Source organism: Polaribacter sp. 2305UL8-11 (assembly GCF_058147165.1).
The window spans coordinates 83340-99204 of record NZ_JBYVJW010000012.1 but is presented as its reverse complement, the minus strand read 5'-3'; the positions used below and the strand labels follow the sequence as shown (position 1 = coordinate 99204).

At 29.5% G+C, this 15865-nt stretch carries 16 protein-coding genes and 1 tRNA gene; 7 read left to right on the top strand and 10 right to left on the bottom strand.

Annotated features, from left to right (window positions below; translation table 11 throughout):
- Positions 1 to 40: 40 nt before the first annotated feature.
- The gene (locus tag ACY2RW_RS11935) at positions 41 to 1195 is read right to left on the bottom strand and encodes a FecR family protein (protein WP_490122955.1); all 1155 of its coding nucleotides are present in this window, start codon (positions 1193 to 1195) and stop codon (positions 41 to 43) included.
- A gap of 112 nt (positions 1196 to 1307) precedes the next feature.
- Between ACY2RW_RS11935 and ACY2RW_RS11930 the strand changes: the two genes are divergently transcribed.
- Positions 1308 to 1910, top strand: coding sequence for an RNA polymerase sigma factor (locus ACY2RW_RS11930; RefSeq protein WP_490122954.1), 603 nt, complete (start codon positions 1308 to 1310; stop codon positions 1908 to 1910).
- A 92-nt stretch (positions 1911 to 2002) separates the two neighbouring features.
- On the opposite strand, the gene ACY2RW_RS11925 is transcribed toward ACY2RW_RS11930, so the two are convergent.
- Positions 2003 to 3247 (bottom strand): site-specific integrase, encoded by a 1245-nt coding sequence (locus ACY2RW_RS11925; RefSeq protein ID WP_490122953.1) that lies wholly within the window; start codon positions 3245 to 3247, stop codon positions 2003 to 2005.
- A gap of 231 nt (positions 3248 to 3478) precedes the next feature.
- Positions 3479 to 3553 (bottom strand) — tRNA-Pro (locus tag ACY2RW_RS11920).
- Positions 3554 to 3636: 83 nt separating this feature from the next.
- Here ACY2RW_RS11920 and ACY2RW_RS11915 point away from each other — a divergent pair.
- From ACY2RW_RS11915 to ACY2RW_RS11890, 6 genes are all read left to right on the top strand, one after another.
- Entirely contained in the window at positions 3637 to 4719 is a 1083-nt protein-coding gene (locus ACY2RW_RS11915) for a PQQ-dependent sugar dehydrogenase (protein ID WP_490122952.1), read from the top strand.
- Between the two features lie 145 nt (positions 4720 to 4864).
- Positions 4865 to 5812 carry a thioredoxin-disulfide reductase gene (trxB, locus tag ACY2RW_RS11910; protein WP_490122951.1) on the top strand — a complete coding sequence of 316 codons (948 nt, stop codon included), beginning with the start codon at positions 4865 to 4867 and terminating at the stop codon, positions 5810 to 5812.
- 151 nt (positions 5813 to 5963) lie between these two features.
- A complete protein-coding gene (locus tag ACY2RW_RS11905; protein ID WP_490122950.1) occupies positions 5964 to 6515 on the top strand; it encodes an RNA polymerase sigma factor in 552 nt (183 codons plus the stop codon).
- 1 nt (position 6516) lies between these two features.
- Positions 6517 to 7305, top strand: coding sequence for a hypothetical protein (locus ACY2RW_RS11900; RefSeq protein WP_490122949.1), 789 nt, complete (start codon positions 6517 to 6519; stop codon positions 7303 to 7305).
- Positions 7306 to 7479: 174 nt separating this feature from the next.
- The gene (locus tag ACY2RW_RS11895; protein ID WP_490122948.1) at positions 7480 to 8394 is read left to right on the top strand and encodes a DUF4097 family beta strand repeat-containing protein; all 915 of its coding nucleotides are present in this window, start codon (positions 7480 to 7482) and stop codon (positions 8392 to 8394) included.
- A 38-nt stretch (positions 8395 to 8432) separates the two neighbouring features.
- Positions 8433 to 9257 carry a DUF4097 family beta strand repeat-containing protein gene (locus tag ACY2RW_RS11890; protein ID WP_490122947.1) on the top strand — a complete coding sequence of 275 codons (825 nt, stop codon included), beginning with the start codon at positions 8433 to 8435 and terminating at the stop codon, positions 9255 to 9257.
- Positions 9258 to 9362: 105 nt separating this feature from the next.
- Here the strand turns inward: ACY2RW_RS11890 and ACY2RW_RS11885 are convergent, their stop codons facing one another.
- The 7 genes from ACY2RW_RS11885 to ACY2RW_RS11855 all read right to left on the bottom strand — a co-directional run bounded on the left by ACY2RW_RS11885 (position 9363) and on the right by ACY2RW_RS11855 (position 15840).
- Positions 9363 to 9809 (bottom strand): KTSC domain-containing protein, encoded by a 447-nt coding sequence (locus ACY2RW_RS11885; protein WP_490122946.1) that lies wholly within the window; start codon positions 9807 to 9809, stop codon positions 9363 to 9365.
- 58 nt (positions 9810 to 9867) lie between these two features.
- Positions 9868 to 10827, bottom strand: a complete 960-nt coding sequence (locus ACY2RW_RS11880; RefSeq protein WP_490122945.1) for a M20/M25/M40 family metallo-hydrolase — start codon at positions 10825 to 10827, stop codon at positions 9868 to 9870.
- A gap of 33 nt (positions 10828 to 10860) precedes the next feature.
- A complete protein-coding gene (locus ACY2RW_RS11875) occupies positions 10861 to 11766 on the bottom strand; it encodes a septum formation inhibitor Maf (RefSeq protein ID WP_490122944.1) in 906 nt (301 codons plus the stop codon).
- Positions 11767 to 12013: 247 nt separating this feature from the next.
- Positions 12014 to 13810, bottom strand: coding sequence for an acyl-CoA dehydrogenase FadE (locus tag ACY2RW_RS11870; protein WP_490122943.1), 1797 nt, complete (start codon positions 13808 to 13810; stop codon positions 12014 to 12016).
- 51 nt (positions 13811 to 13861) lie between these two features.
- Positions 13862 to 14224, bottom strand: coding sequence for a four helix bundle protein (locus ACY2RW_RS11865; RefSeq protein ID WP_490122942.1), 363 nt, complete (start codon positions 14222 to 14224; stop codon positions 13862 to 13864).
- A gap of 37 nt (positions 14225 to 14261) precedes the next feature.
- Positions 14262 to 15455: an acetyl-CoA C-acyltransferase gene (locus ACY2RW_RS11860; protein WP_490122941.1), complete on the bottom strand. Its 1194-nt coding sequence runs from the start codon at positions 15453 to 15455 to the stop codon at positions 14262 to 14264.
- Positions 15456 to 15483: 28 nt separating this feature from the next.
- Complete coding sequence (locus tag ACY2RW_RS11855) at positions 15484 to 15840, bottom strand: four helix bundle protein (RefSeq protein WP_138536772.1); 357 nt, start codon at positions 15838 to 15840, stop codon at positions 15484 to 15486.
- Positions 15841 to 15865: the final 25 nt, after the last annotated feature.

Genomic DNA, 15865 nt, shown 5'->3' with positions numbered 1-15865 from the left:
GAAATGTTTATTTCATTGGCTAAGCTATTTTGGAATGTTTTTAGTTAATTGTTATTTGATTATTATTTATTTTGAATTTGATAGGATGTATTTCACTGATTACCTCAAAGACTTGCTCTATTGTTTCAATGTCAAATGTTGCAGTAATAAAGTCCTCTCCTAAAGATTTATTATTATTAAATATCTTGACATTGTAATGACGCTCTAATTTTTTAATAATATCATTAAACTTCATATGCTTCAGAATAATTCTACCGTTAATCCAAGCTGTATGAACTTCTATATCTGCCTTTTCTATTTTGATAAATTTATTAGTTTTGTTCCAGTCTGCAAGATATCCAGGTTTTAATAGTGTAGCTTTTTTAGTATCATAAGCATCACCAACATTATATAAGCTTATACTACCTTCAACTAATACAGTAGAAACACTGGAATCTTCTGGATACGAGCTTATGTTAAATTGAGTACCTAAAACTCTAACGTTTACTTTGTTATTTGTTACTATAAATGGGTGCTTTGTATCTTTGGTAACATTAAAATAAGCTTCTCCGTTTTCAACATATACTTGTCTGTTTTGCCCCTCTATAAACTTAACAGGATATCTTAAAGATGTACCTGCATTTAAATTTACTTTGGTACCATCGGACAGCTTTAAAGCAAATCGTTTACCATTAGGAACCGTTAATGTGTTGTAAACTAATTTTTCTAATTTACTCTTATTACTGTAAACAATTGCATTTCCATTTTGAGTACCTAACTCATTACCATCTTTATCTTTTATTTTAAAATTCCCTTTCTCATCAATCACTTTCACAGTTCCATCACTCATTTTTAAAGTTATACTTTCTGTTGGTGTTTTTTCAATAGTAGGTTTCGTAATTATATCGTTTTTAACAAAATAAAATATGCCTAAAAAAACTAAAATAGCTGCAGCATATTTTGAGAAAACTCTAATGCTTCTAATTCTTTTAACTCTTTTTTGTTGAGAAATAAATTCTAATATTTTTTTCTGAGAGCTAGATGTATTAAACTTTTTTAAGTTTAAGTCAATTAAATAATTAACCTTAACATATTCTATAAAGATTTTCTTATTCGTCTCATTGTTTAACCAGTCATCTATTTCTTCTATTTCTATAATAGAAGCTTGATTGTTTAAATACTTTACTAGTATATTTTGTATTTTTTTGGAAACCATTAATGTTAGCTATATACTAACAAAACGTTATAAATTTGTCTAACCCTAACTTTTATAGCAACTTTTTTTCTACATTCGTATTAAATAACCTCAAATTTTATGATATTCTAAAATGAAATCAATTTTTTTAAATGATGTAGAATTGATAAGTTCCTTAAAAAGAGGGGATTCTAGTGGTTATAAATTTCTAGTAACTTCTTATCATCAAAAGTTATGTACTTATGCTTTTAGCTTGGCCAATGATTCTGATTTGGCTGAAGATATTGTTCAGAATGTTTTTATGAGTATTTGGAAAAATAGAAATAAACTTAAAAAAGAATTTGTTGTTAGAAGTTATCTATATCGATCTGTCTACAATGAATTTATTGATCAGTACAGGAAAAAGAAAACTGTTTTAACTCTCGAAAAGAAATATATAGATGCTTTGACCTATATTGTGGAAGAGGAGGACGAGAAATCAATTGACAGACTTATGAGGCTTGTAAAGAATGAGATTGAAAATTTACCTCCAAAATGTAAACAAACGTTTTTATTAAGTAAACAAGAAGGGCTTACCAATATAGAAATTGCAGAATATTTAAACGTTTCTATAAAATCTGTTGAAGCTCATATTACAAAAGCCTTTAGTATTTTAAGAAAAGTAATTGGAGATAAAGTTGACGGTATTTTATTTTTATTATTTGGTAGAAATATACATCTTTCAATTAATAAATAGAAATGGTGCTTAAAAATTAACCACCATTTCATTTTGTTGTAATCCGCCAATGAGATACAACTATTTTAATAACGTGTGAAGTTTTAATAACCCTAACTGATATTAGTTTTTAAAATATTTTTTGATAACTTTCTTCTTAATATTGACATATCATCACTTACTTTTCTTTCTATAACTTTTGCATAGATTTGAGTTGTAGCAATTTTAGTATGACCTAATAATTTTGAAACCGTTTCTATTGGTACTCCATTACTTAAGGTTATTGTTGTTGCAAAAGTATGTCTAGCTATATGGAATGTTAGATTCTTTTTGATAGCACATAAATCTGCGATTTCTTTTAAGTATGAGTTCAATTTTTGATTAGAAATGTTAGGAAATAAGGTTTTCGTTTTCTTTGTTTTAATATGATTGGTATATTTCTTTATTAGCGCTTCAGCTATTGGTAGTAGTGGTATTTTAACTTTATTATGTGTTTTTTGTCTATTCGTAATAAGCCATCTACCACCATCTATTCCTAAAGCAATATTATCTTCATTTAAGTGCATAACATCAATATATGATAAGCCAGTATAACAACTAAAAATAAACAAATCTTTGACCAGTATTAATCTCTCTATTTTAAATTCTTTTTCTATGATATCTTGCAATTCATCTTTTCTTAAAAATTCACGTTCATTTTTGATATATGAAGGTTTAAACTTTATAAAAGGGTCTTTATCAATCCATTCCATTTTATAAGCCAAGGTAACCATTTTGCGAAGTCTTTGAATATGCTTCATCACTGTGTTATTCTCCATTTTCTTTTGATGGTCTTCTGGGGTATAACAACGTAGGAATTTTTCAAAATCAACTAAAAACCGAAAAGTTAATTGTGATAAATATATATCTTGAATTTTCTTTTTATTTAGAAATATCTTGATATATTTTTGAGTTGTGAAATAATTCTTTAAAGTACCATAAGATAATGATTCGCTCATTTGAGTATTATGATAATCGATTAAAGTTAGTAGTGAATACTCTTCATTATCTTCACCTAAAAAACGGGACTTAATAGATTGAGAACAGATAAATGCTTTTTCTTTAATAAGCTCATCATAAGCTATATAAATTCTATTTTTTACTTGGTCTAAATACCTGTTAAGTAAACGTGACTCTTGTTTGTTACCTTTTGCTCTTCCTCTTTTAGAATCCCATTCAGATAAGATAACTTTTCGTTGTAAGCTTATATTAGCTCTTTTACCATTTACAGTTATCCTGCCATACACAGAAACTTCATTGTTTTTAATACGTGTTGCGTTTACCCAAAAAGATAAGGTAAAGTTAATTTGTGATTGCATAGTTGTCGTCTTTTAATTAAATATTCTTCTAGACGAAAGTCAAATCAACTATTTCAATTACAGTTTATTAAGGTTTAATTTGGTTCACACTTTCTTTATTTTGAAACTGTGAACCGAATTGTGAACCAAACTAAACTATATTAATTCAATTCTTATGATGACCTAAAAACCACAAAACCTTGTAAATCGTACGATTTACAAGGTTTTAGTTTCTGTTGGTATTCATTTTAGTCGGGGTGGCAGGATTCGAACCTGCGACCTCCTCGTCCCAAACGAGGCGCGATGACCGGGCTACGCTACACCCCGAAAATGATTGCTCATTTAAGGACTGCAAAGATAGAATAATATTTATATATTGTATTAATTTTAATAATTAAATTTATTCGATTATGAAGCAACATCTTTCTTTTTTAATACTGTTTTTTAGTTTGGTTTTATCAGGTTTTTCTCAAAGTAAAGAATATGAGATTGTTGTGCCAGATTTAACCAATCCTTGGGGATTTACTTTTCTGCCTGATAATTCAATATTAATTACGGAGAAAGAAGGAAAATTAATCCATTTTAAAAATGGAGTTAAAACAGAAGTAAGTGGCGTTCCAGATGTTTATGTTCGTGGTCAAGGTGGATTTATGGATATTGAGTTGCATCCTAACTACAAAAAAAATGGCTGGATTTATTTTACGTACGTTTCATCAGAAGGTAAAGGAAATGGAGGAAATACAGCCTTAATGAGAGCTAAATTAAAAGGTAGGCAATTAATTAATCAAGAAGTTTTGTATAAAGCGAGTCCGAATTCTAAAAGAGGACAACATTTTGGTTCTAGAATAGCTTTTGACAAAGAGAATCATGTATATTTTAGTATTGGTGATAGAGGGAATAGGGACAAAAATCCACAAGATATTACCAAAGATTGTGGTAAAATTTATCGATTAAATGATGATGGATCAATACCTAAAGACAATCCATTTGTAAATACTAAAAATGCTAAAAAAGCCATTTATAGTTATGGTCATAGAAATCCACAAGGTATGGAAATCAATCCTTTTACCAATCAAATTTGGGCTCATGAGCATGGTCCAAAAGGAGGAGATGAAATCAATATCATTTTAAAAGGAAAAAACTATGGTTGGCCAAAAGTGAGTTATGGTATCAATTATAATGGCACAAAATTTACCGATAAAACTTATTTACCAACTATGGAATCTCCTATTCATTATTGGACACCCTCCATAGCTCCAAGTGGAATGGCGTTTATAAACAGTAATAAGTATGGAAAATGGAAAGGAAATTTGTTAGTAGGGTCTTTAAAGTTCCAATATTTAAGCAGATGTATTTTAAAAGATAATAAGGTTTTTAAAGAAGTGAAAATGCTAAAAAATGTAGGTAGAGTAAGGTCTGTAGAGCAAGGTTTAGATGGTTATATCTACGTTGGTGTAGAAAATTTAGGAATTGTTCGTTTACTTCCTCAATAATTCATTTACTTCCTCAATAATTCATTTACTTACAAAAGCACCATTCTTTTCCTTTATTTTTTCATTATAAAAACTTATAAACAATCGTTTTTATAAGGAGTAAAAAACAATATTTTTGTTCTCTATAATTATAGAAATAAAGATTATGTCAGATACTACAGAAAAAATAAAATGTTTAATTATTGGTTCTGGTCCTGCAGGTTACACAGCCGCTATTTATGCAGCAAGAGCAGATATGAAACCGATAATGTATACAGGAATGCAAATGGGTGGGCAATTAACAACTACTACAGAGGTTGATAATTTTCCGGGTTATAAAGATGGAACTGATGGAACTGCAATGATGGAAGATTTGAAACATCAAGCAGAACGTTTTGGAACTGAAGTGCGTTTTGGTTTGGTTACTTCTGTTGATTTAAATGAAGAAGTTGGCGGAATTCATAAAATTATTGTTGATGAATCTAAACATATAGAAGCAGAAACCATTATTATTTGTACTGGAGCTACTGCAAAGTATTTAGGAATAGAAAGCGAGCAACGTTTAATTGGTGGTGGAGTTTCTGCTTGCGCAACTTGCGATGGGTTTTTCTACAAAGGTCAAGATGTAGTTGTGGTTGGAGCAGGAGATACTGCAGCAGAAGAAGCTACTTATTTATCAAATATTTGTAATAAAGTAACTATGTTAGTGCGTAAAGATTTTATGAGGGCTTCTAAAGCGATGCAACATAGAGTTAATAAAACTGAAAACATAGAAGTTTTATACAATACAGAAATAGATGAGGTTTTAGGAGCTAATGTTGTTGAAGGTGTAAGAGCCATCAACAATCAAACAAAAGAAACTTTTGAAATTCCTGTAACAGGAGTTTTTATTGCAATTGGTCACAAACCAAATTCAGACTTGTTTAAAGGGGTTTTAGATATGGATGAAACAGGCTATTTAATTACCAAAGGAAAAACCACCAAAACAAATTTACCAGGAGTTTTTGCAGCTGGAGATATTCAAGATAAAGAATACAGACAAGCAGTTACAGCAGCAGGTACAGGATGTATGGCAGCTTTAGATGCAGAACGTTATCTAGGTGCTTTAGAATAAGTAACACAGTTACTTAAGTATAAAAAAAGAGGTTGTAGAAATACAATCTCTTTTTTGTTTTACATTTTTCTGAAAATAAAATTGATTAATTTGTAACGTTTTAAAAAATGAACAGTATATCTGTTCAGAAAACCAACCAAACCCAAATAAGTTGAATACATTATCAGATAATGCATTGATGCTAAAAGTAAAAGAAGGTCAAAATCATAATTTAGGCTTATTATATGAGCGTTACAAAAAAAGATTGTTTGGCTTCTTTTATAAAATGAATAAAGATGCAAGTTTAAGTGAAGATTTAGTGCAAAATGTATTTATAAGAGTATTAAAATACAAACACACGTTTCATCAAGAAAGTAAATTTATTACGTGGATTTTTCAAATTGCTAGAAATGAAATGTATGACGAATTTAAAAAACAGAAAAAAAACCAACATCAAGATATAGATGAAGTGAGTTATGCAATATCTGAAAATGATTCTATTGATATAGAAATTGAAGTTTTAGAAAACACATCAACCTTAAAAAAGGCATTGCATTTATTATCGCCAGAAAAGAAAGAATTATTGGTGTTGAGCAAATTTAAAGAATTAAAATACAAAGAAGTAGGCGAAATTATAGGGTGTACAGAAGGAAATGCAAGGACAAAAGTACACAGAGCCATTAACGAATTAAAAACTATTTTTCTAACCTTAGAAAAACAATAATATGAAAACAGTAGAATTTAAAGAAATAATGATTGATTATTTATCAGGAAATTTATCTGATGAAAAACAACAAGAATTTGAGCAGTTTTTACTAGAAAATCCAGAACATCAAAAAGAATTTGAGGCAATAAAAACTTTTTGGAATGCTTCAGAAGAAATTCCAGAACCAACAACAGCAATGGATGTAAAGTTTTATTCGATGTTAAATGCAGAAGAAAAGAGAGTTAATAAAATTTCTTTCATCCAAAAGATAGAAAACTTTTTTATTGGAAGCTTTCCAAAGCAATTAGCATATACTTTGGCAATATTAACTGTTGGGTTTTTTATAGGAAATGGATTTAACTCTAACAAAGCAGTAAATGCAGAAACAATTGAAGTGGCACAAAAGGAAACCGAAAATGTTCGTTCTCAATTGGTGTTAACTTTATTAGATCAACCATCAGCAAATAAAAGATTACAAGCTGTAAATGAAGTGAATAAATTAAATGATGTTACAGAAACCATATTAAAAGCACTGTTTTCTACTTTAAATAATGATGATAATGTAAACGTTCGTTTATCTGCAATAGAAGCTTTAAAAAAATATACGCACATTCCTTTAGTTAGAGAAGGGTTGGTAAAGTCAATTACTCATCAAACATCACCAATGGTACAGATGGAATTGGCAGATTTAATGGTGGTTTTGCAAGAAAAAAAAGCTGTAAAATCGTTTGAAAAACTCATCAAAGAGAAAGACGTAAATACAACTGCCAAAGAAAAAATGAAAGAAAGTATACAGAGTATTATATAAATAATATGTCAGTTTGAGAGCTCTTTATCAAGAAAATTATTCTCGATACAAATTTCACTCATTTCAATCGTGAAATTCACTCGAATTGACAACAAATAAAATTTGATGTAACTGGCAAATCCTAGGTCGCTTTTTACAGAGAGAAACAATAGTCATTCATCAAAACCCAGAATTATGAAATTTTTAAAATCACTTACAATAATTGTACTTTTTGCTTGTGCCATTACAATATCTGCGCAAAGAAATCAAAAAGATAAAAAACTAAAAACAACAGAAAAAATAAGCAGAGAATATCAATTTAATAGAAATTCTCCAGATAACATTTTAGTAGTAGACAATGTTTATGGTTCTATAGATGTAGAAGGTTATAATGGAAAAACTATTCAAGTTGAGGTTACAAAAACAATATCAGCAGATACTGAAAAAGATTTACAAACTGGCAAAGAAGAAATCGGAATTAAATCTGCTAAAAAAGACGATGCTGTTTATGTGTATTTAGATTCTCCATATTCAACTTTCGATCTAAAAACAGGTCAGTTTGATCATAGAGAATTTAGTTACAATTACCGAAGAAATTATAAGCACAGAAGTAAACGTATGTACAAATATAGATTGGATTTTAAAATTAAAGTACCAAAAAATGCAAGTGTAGATATAAAAGCAGTAAATAATGGTAATATTACTGTAGAAAATGTACACGGAAAATTATTAATTGTTCGTAATATAAATGGTGCTATTGATATGAAAAATGTATCTGGAACAACAGATGTAAATGCACTGAATAAAGACATTAATATTGTGTATAGTGAAAATCCAAAAGAAGAGAGTTTTTACAATTCTTTAAACGGAGATATCAATATAAAATTTAAAGATAATTTAGATGCAAGCATTAGTTATAAAACAATGAATGGAAGTTTTTACACCAATTTTGAGGTGACTAAAACCATACCAAAATTAAAGTCTACTAAAGAGTACAGAGATAAAAAAACAAAATTTAAAGTAGATTCTAACAGACATTTTAAAATAGGAAATGGAAAAGTACACTTGCATTTTAATCAATTAAATGGAGATGCAATTGTAAAAAAATAGAAAAGAAAAATAATTATAGACAACAAAAACATCATAAAATGAAAACTAAATATATAAAATCAATCATAGTAAGTTTTGTATTTCTACTTACTGCTAATTTATTTGCACAAGAAACAATTACAATTCCGTTAAGCAGCCCATCCAAACCTGGTTCTTTAAAAATGGGAATTATCAACGGTTCTATTTCTGTTAAAGGAACCAATGGAAAAGAGGTAATTATTACAGGAACAAAAAGAGAAGATAAAAAGTATTATAGTGGAAGAAAAACCAGTAAAAATGAAATAAATGGTTTAAAAAGAATTTCTAATAATTCTTTGGAGTTTAGTGCAGAAGAATATGAGAATATAGTACATGTTAAAGGTTCTGTTCATGGAACAACAGATTTTGAAATTCAGGTTCCTAAGAACTTTTCGTTAAAAATATCTACCATAAATAGAGGTGAAATTTATGTAGAAAATGTAAACGGAACTATGGATATTAGCAATATTAATGGAAAAATAACCTTAAAAGATATTAGTGGTTCTGTAAGTGCAGACGCTTTAAATAGAGATATTATTGTTAATTTTATAAAGGTAACACCCAATGTAGCAATGGCTTTTAGTAGTATGAATGGAGATATTGATATTACGTTTCCTAAAACGTTAAAAGCAAATATAAAAGTAAAATCTGATAGAGGAGAAATTTATACAGATTTCGATTTAAAAGCAAAACCATCTCAAGCAAAAATTACCAAAGGCAATGATAGAAAAGGAAATGCATACAGCGTAAAAGTTGAAAAATGGATTACTGGATCTATTAATGGAGGTGGAGCAGAAATACTCTTTAAAAATTTTAATGGTGATGTAATTATTAGAGCGAAATAGTTTTTAGAAAATAGAAGAAAGAAAATAGAAAAGAGATTACAGGATGTGTAATCTCTTTTTTTATTTTTCCTGAGAAAACATGAATATTAATAATTAGTTTATCAACTAAGCCATAACTGATGCTTTCATCGATTTTCTGTAAGTAAATTTGTTAAAGATATTTCTTTTTCCAAAATTATTCATCGATTTTGCGTTTACAAATTTCCCAAAAAGAATTTTGTTTACACCAAAATATTCATATTTATTTCCGTCTGTAAAAGTAACTTCTAGCAACATGCTTTTATGATGCCAATCTACAACTTGAAACTCTGTAATTGTTTTTTTATAAGCTTCTAAATTAGCTTCTTTGGTTTCTGGAGCAATGCTTACCAAAAAATGATATCCATCAATAATTTGAGTACTCATAACATCTGCTTCTTCTTTTTTTACTTCGTCAGTAAATTTATCTGGGTGCCACTCTTTAACCAAACTCCTGTAAGTTTTTTTAAGATCTTTTAAATCTATAGCACCTTCTACGTTAAAAAGCTTTTTATATTGTTTAATACGTTTCATTTACACTGTTTTCAAATTGCGTGCAAAAGTATTGATATTAAATGGATTATAATTGTATTTACTCTAAAAATTCATCATAATTTTTAATGGCATTTATTATGAGTTTTACAGCATCTATATAGAATTGTTTATTGATGTTCTCAAAAGTATCTGTTGCTTTATGATAATCTTTATGATCTTCTACACCAAAATATATAAACGGAATTTTCTCTTTATGAAAGATTCTGTGGTCAGAAGAAAACGTCCAATCGTCTTTGGTTTTGTCATTAGGATTGTCATGCCCAAATAATAAATTGATAGGAGATTCTATATTTTCTATAGGTTTTTTTAACTGTGGATAATGATACAATCCACAAGCGTACAATTGTAAGGAATCGTTATGAGCAATCATATCCATATTTATATTTAAGACAATGTTTTCTTTAGAGGAGTAATTTTTCAAGAAATAATCAGCACCTAAAGAACCTATTTCTTCTGCATCTACAGCAGCAAAAACTAAGGTGTGTTTTGGTTTGTTTTTTAAAAAATATTCTGCAATTGCAAAAAGCGCAGCAGTTCCAGAAGCATCATCATCTGCACCATTATAAATTTGTCCATTTCTGATGCCTAGATGATCTAAATGTCCTGTAATTACAATAGTTTTATTTGTTTTTCCTGATATTTTTCCAATTACATTTCCACCAATAACAGTGGTGTCTTTTACATTAGAAAAATCTTCAGCAGCATTTTTAACAGGAAACATTCGTTGTCTTCTTTTTCCAGAAAAAGTATACGGAAATTCTTGAATAAATTTATCTCCATTTATTTTTTCTAAGCCAATTTTCTCAAACTGATTTGCAATAAATTTTTGGGCTTTGTAATTTCCTTTTTTCGAAAAACCTCTTCCTTCTAAAGAATCGTGAGAAAGAATTTTTATATTTTCTAATAATGTATTTTCATCAATTTGTATTGTTTTTTTTGATTGACAACCAAAAGCAAGTATAGTAATAGTTAGAAAATAGCATATATATTTTTTCATTTTAAATGTGCTTTTAAGTTAAAATTATAGATTTTACTCTAAACCCAATTCTTTTCTTTCTTCAATATTGTTCACTCCATTTTTACTCCAATAAGCAGATTTAATGGTTTTTATTTTTGTAGCTTTTGTAGTTAATGTTTTTCCAAGAGAACTGATGATTTCTTCCCAACCTTCAATAGTATAAGGAAATTCTTTGGTTAATTTTATTGTTAGTTTTCTTTTTAACCCTGGATAGAAAACAGAAAAATAAATAAAACCTTCTTTTTCTATCAAATTGATTTCTGCATCATAGGCTTTAATTTTTTGATGATTCAATGCTAAAAACTCAAAAGAGGGGATTACTTTATACCTACCTTTTGGAACTCCATAAGGATTTATTCTAATTTTATTCCAAAGTTCATTTTCTAAAACATCTTTTTTAAGGGTTTTTTGTCTATCAGCATTACTCTCAAAATAGGAATGAAAATCAATTTGAAAATTAGCTTTATTATTTAGTTGAACAAAGGTGTTTCCACACCATTCTTGTGCTGAAAAAGAAATTTTAATCGCTTTTTTGTTATCATCAACAGGAGAAAAGGTACTTGTCATTATAGAGTATGGGTAAATTCCTGTGGTAAATTTTTTGGTGCTATTCAATTTTAAAACAGGAATGTTTTTCTTATTTTGAGTATCTGCTTTTACTTGTTTTTTAGGCAAGAAATCTTCAGTTACAAAAATGTTTACTGCAGTTCCTTCGTGAATTTCTCCATACCTAACTTGTGATAATTTGTACGAGGTTATCTCTGCTTTTCCTGCATACCAATAGGCATTAAATTTCGGGTGTTTTTTAACAGTTTTTATAGTGGTTATTTTTGCTGTAATTTTTTCTTTTTCTGATGCAGGTTTTGCACAAAATAGCAATAAAAAGCTGCAAATAATTGGTGTGTAAATATTCATCATTCGTTTCATCTTAATATTTTAGAAAATACTAATTTACGATAAAAAGGACTAATTTAATTTGATATGAGGTTGTTAACATCAATTTAATACAAAAAAAACCATCAAATAAATGATGGTTTTTAAACAAACAACTAACTATAACCTAAAACTTGATGTTTTAAATTAAATTTTTATATTTTTTTGATTGTCAGTTGAGTCTGAAGAAATTATTGGCTTTCAACAAACTCAATTTGACATCAAGAGATTTTTAGAAGCAGTATTTATTTTCTGCTTTTACTTTTTCTGCGATTTCGTTTCGTAAATCTACAATGTCTGGATAGTTTGCGTACTTTGTAAAACGCTTTAACCCCATTAACATCATACGTTGTTCATCACCTTCTGCAAAAGAAATAATGCTTTCTTTTCCTTTTTCTTCAATAATATCTACTGCATGATATAAATATAATTTAGACATTGCAATTTGTGCAGATTGAGAATCTTCACCAAAACGTTTTGCATTTTTCTCGGTTCTTAAAATTGCAGATTCTGCCATATAAATCTCAATTAAAATATCTGAAGCCGCAATTAATAACTGTTGATGCTTTTCAATTTCTGGGCCATATTTTTGCAATGCTGCACCAGCAACCATTAAAAAAGTCTTTTTTAATTTAGAAATTATTACTTTTTCTTCAGAAAATAATTCAGAAAAATCTGGAGTTTCAAAAGAAGGTATTCCCATTAAACTATTGGCAACTTCTGTTGCTGGGCCTAATAAATCTACATGACCTTTCATTGCTTTTTTAATCAACATTCCAACAGAAAGCATCCTGTTAATTTCGTTGGTTCCTTCGTAAATACGAGCAATTCTTGCATCTCTCCAAGCAGATTCCATAGGTGTTTCTTCAGAGAATCCCATTCCACCAAAAATTTGAATTCCTTCATCTGCACAATTTTGTACATCTTCAGAAACAGCAACTTTTAAGATTGAGCATTCTATAGCATATTCTTCTACACCTTTTAATTCTGCTTCTTGGTGAGTGTTTCCTGCTTCTACTCTTAATGCAATTCTATCTTCAATATCTTTAGCAGCTCTGTAAGTTGCAGATTCACCAACATAGGTGTTGGTTGCCATTTCTGCTAATTTTACTTTAATAGCACCAAAATCTGAAATTGGAGTTTTAAATTGTTTACGCTCATTAGCATAATCTACAGCATAAGAAATAATTCTACGTTGAGAGTCTAAACAAGCACCAGCCAATTTTATACGACCAACATTTAAAGCATTCATTGCAATTTTAAATCCTTCTCCACGTCCAGCTAACATGTTTTCTACAGGAACAACTGTGTCGTTAAAAAATACTTGTCTTGTTGATGATGCTCTAATTCCTAATTTATGTTCTTCTTCTCCTAATGTAATTCCATTTGGATTTTTTTCATCATATTCTACAATAAATCCTGTAATATTTTTATCGTTTTCAATACGTGCAAAAACAATCATTAATCGACAAAAACCTGCATTAGAAATCCACATTTTTTGTCCGTTAATTTTGTATGATTTTCCATCTGCAGATAATTCTGCAGTAGTTTTACCAGAATTTGCATCAGATCCAGCGCCTGGTTCTGTTAAACAATAAGCCCCAAACCACTCTCCAGTAGCTAATTTAGGTACGTATTTTTGCTTTTGTTCTTCAGTTCCATATAAAGTAATTGGCATGGTTCCAATTCCTGTATGTGCACCAAAAGCAGTACTAAAAGAACCAGTTCCACTTGAAATGTAGTCACAAGTTAATAAAGTAGAAACAAATCCCATTCCTAAACCACCATACGCTTCAGGAACAGCAACTCCTAAGAAGCCTAATTCTCCAGCTTTACGCATTACTTCTTCAGTTAATGCATAATCTTTTGCTTCAAAACGAGCTTTATGTGGAATGATTTCTCTATCATTAAATTCCATCACAGCTTCTTTCATCATTTGTTGCTCCTCAGTAAAATCTTCAGGAGTAAAAACGTCTTCACAGTTTGTTTCTTTTACAAGAAATTGACCACCTCTTAATAATTCTGCCATTTTTTGTTTGTTTTTATAAGATTATAGAAGAAAGAATATAGAAAATAGACCTTATTTAAGGCTATTTTGAAATCCCATTGTCATCCTTTGGAATTCTTCTATTTTTTCTTCAATTTTATTTAAAGTTTCGTTATTAATATAATTTCTATATTTTGCTACTAGTAATTGAGTTCCTAATTCGAATGAAGAACCCAAAGAAATATCAAGAAAATGACTAAAAGACTTATCTGTTCTTGAGGATCCTTCTGCAATGTTACTTGGCATAGAAACAGAACATCTACTCATTTGTGAACTTAAATCAAATCTTTCGTGCTTTGGAAAGTTTACTAAAATATCTGAAATGTCATTTGTTATCTCTAATCCGAGAATCCAGATTTTCAGGTTTTTATAATTATGTCTTTGTTTAGCGCACATTCGTCTATTTTCTTTTCTCTATTTTCTCTTTTCTTTTTTAAGAAAGAAATTCAAATATACCAGCAGCACCTTGTCCAGTTCCTACACACATTGTTACCATTCCGAATTTGTTTTTCATGTTTCTTTTGCGCATTTCATCAAATAGTTGCACAGATAGTTTAGCTCCTGTACAACCTAATGGATGCCCTAAAGCAATCGCTCCACCATTTACATTTACAATTTCTTGATTTAAGTTTAATTCACGCATCACTGCTAAAGATTGTGATGCAAAAGCTTCATTTAATTCAATTAATTCAATATCATTTTGTTGTAAACCTGCTTGTTTTAAAGCTTTTGGTATTGCAGCTACAGGTCCAATTCCCATAATTCTTGGTTCTACACCAGCAGCAGCATAATTTACGACTCTTGCTATAGGTTCTAGGTTTAGTTCCTTAACCATTTCCTCGCTCATTACCATAACAAAAGCAGCACCATCACTCATTTGCGATGAGTTTCCTGCTGTTACACTTCCATTAGCTGCAAAAACAGCTCTTAATTTATTTAAAACAGCTGTTGAGGTTCCTGCTCTTGGTCCTTCATCTTTAGTAACTGTATATTTTTTAGTTTGCTTTTTTCCGTTTGCATCCAAATACGTTTGTTCAACTTCAATCGGAGCTATTTGGTCTTGAAAACGATTTTCGGCCTGTGCTCTTAAAGCTTTAACGTGAGAATTGTATGCAAATTCATCTTGATCTTCTCTCGAAACTTTAAACTGATTTGCTACAGCTTCTGCTGTATTTCCCATTCCCCAATAATAATCTGCGTGACCAGATTTTATGGTATCGTAATTTAATTCTGGTTTAAAACCTGTCATCGGAACAGAACTCATACTTTCTGCTCCACCTGCAATAATACAATCTGCCATTCCTGCTTGAATTTTAGCTGCTGCCATTGCAATAGTTTCCAATCCTGAAGAACAAAAACGATTGACAGTAACCCCAGGAACATCCACAGAATTTAATCCTATTAAAGAAATAAAGCGAGCCATATTTAATCCTTGAGAACCTTCTGGCATTGCATTTCCTACAATTACATCATCTATACGTTTTACGTCTAAATTTGGTAATTCTTTCATCATATGTTGAATGGTTTCTGCACCCAACTCGTCTGCACGTTTAAAGCGGAAAACACCTTTTGGAGCTTTGCCAACTGCAGTTCTGTATGCTTTTACTATATATGCTGTTTTGCTCATAGTTGTATTAAGATTTTAGTATAAAGAATTAAGACTTTGTAAGTGATTTTTGAAGCGAATAGTTCATTTTGGTTACTTCAATAATTTCATTAATTATAGGTCTTACATTTTCTTCATTAATTAGATTTAATCTTTTTGATAAATATAATTGAGTTAATAATTCATAAGAAGAACCATTTGCAATTCCTAAAAATTGTTTGAATTCTCCATTTGTATTTCTTCCTGCTCCTTCAGATATGTTCGAAGGAATAGAAACAGCACTTCTTCTAAGTTGTGATGTCAAACCATATTTTTCCTCTTTAGGGAAATTTTCTGAAGCTCTGTAACATTTTTCTGTAATGTCCATTGCTTTTTGCCATATTTTCAACTCTTCGAATCTGTGCATAATAATAGTATTTAGATTTTAGTAT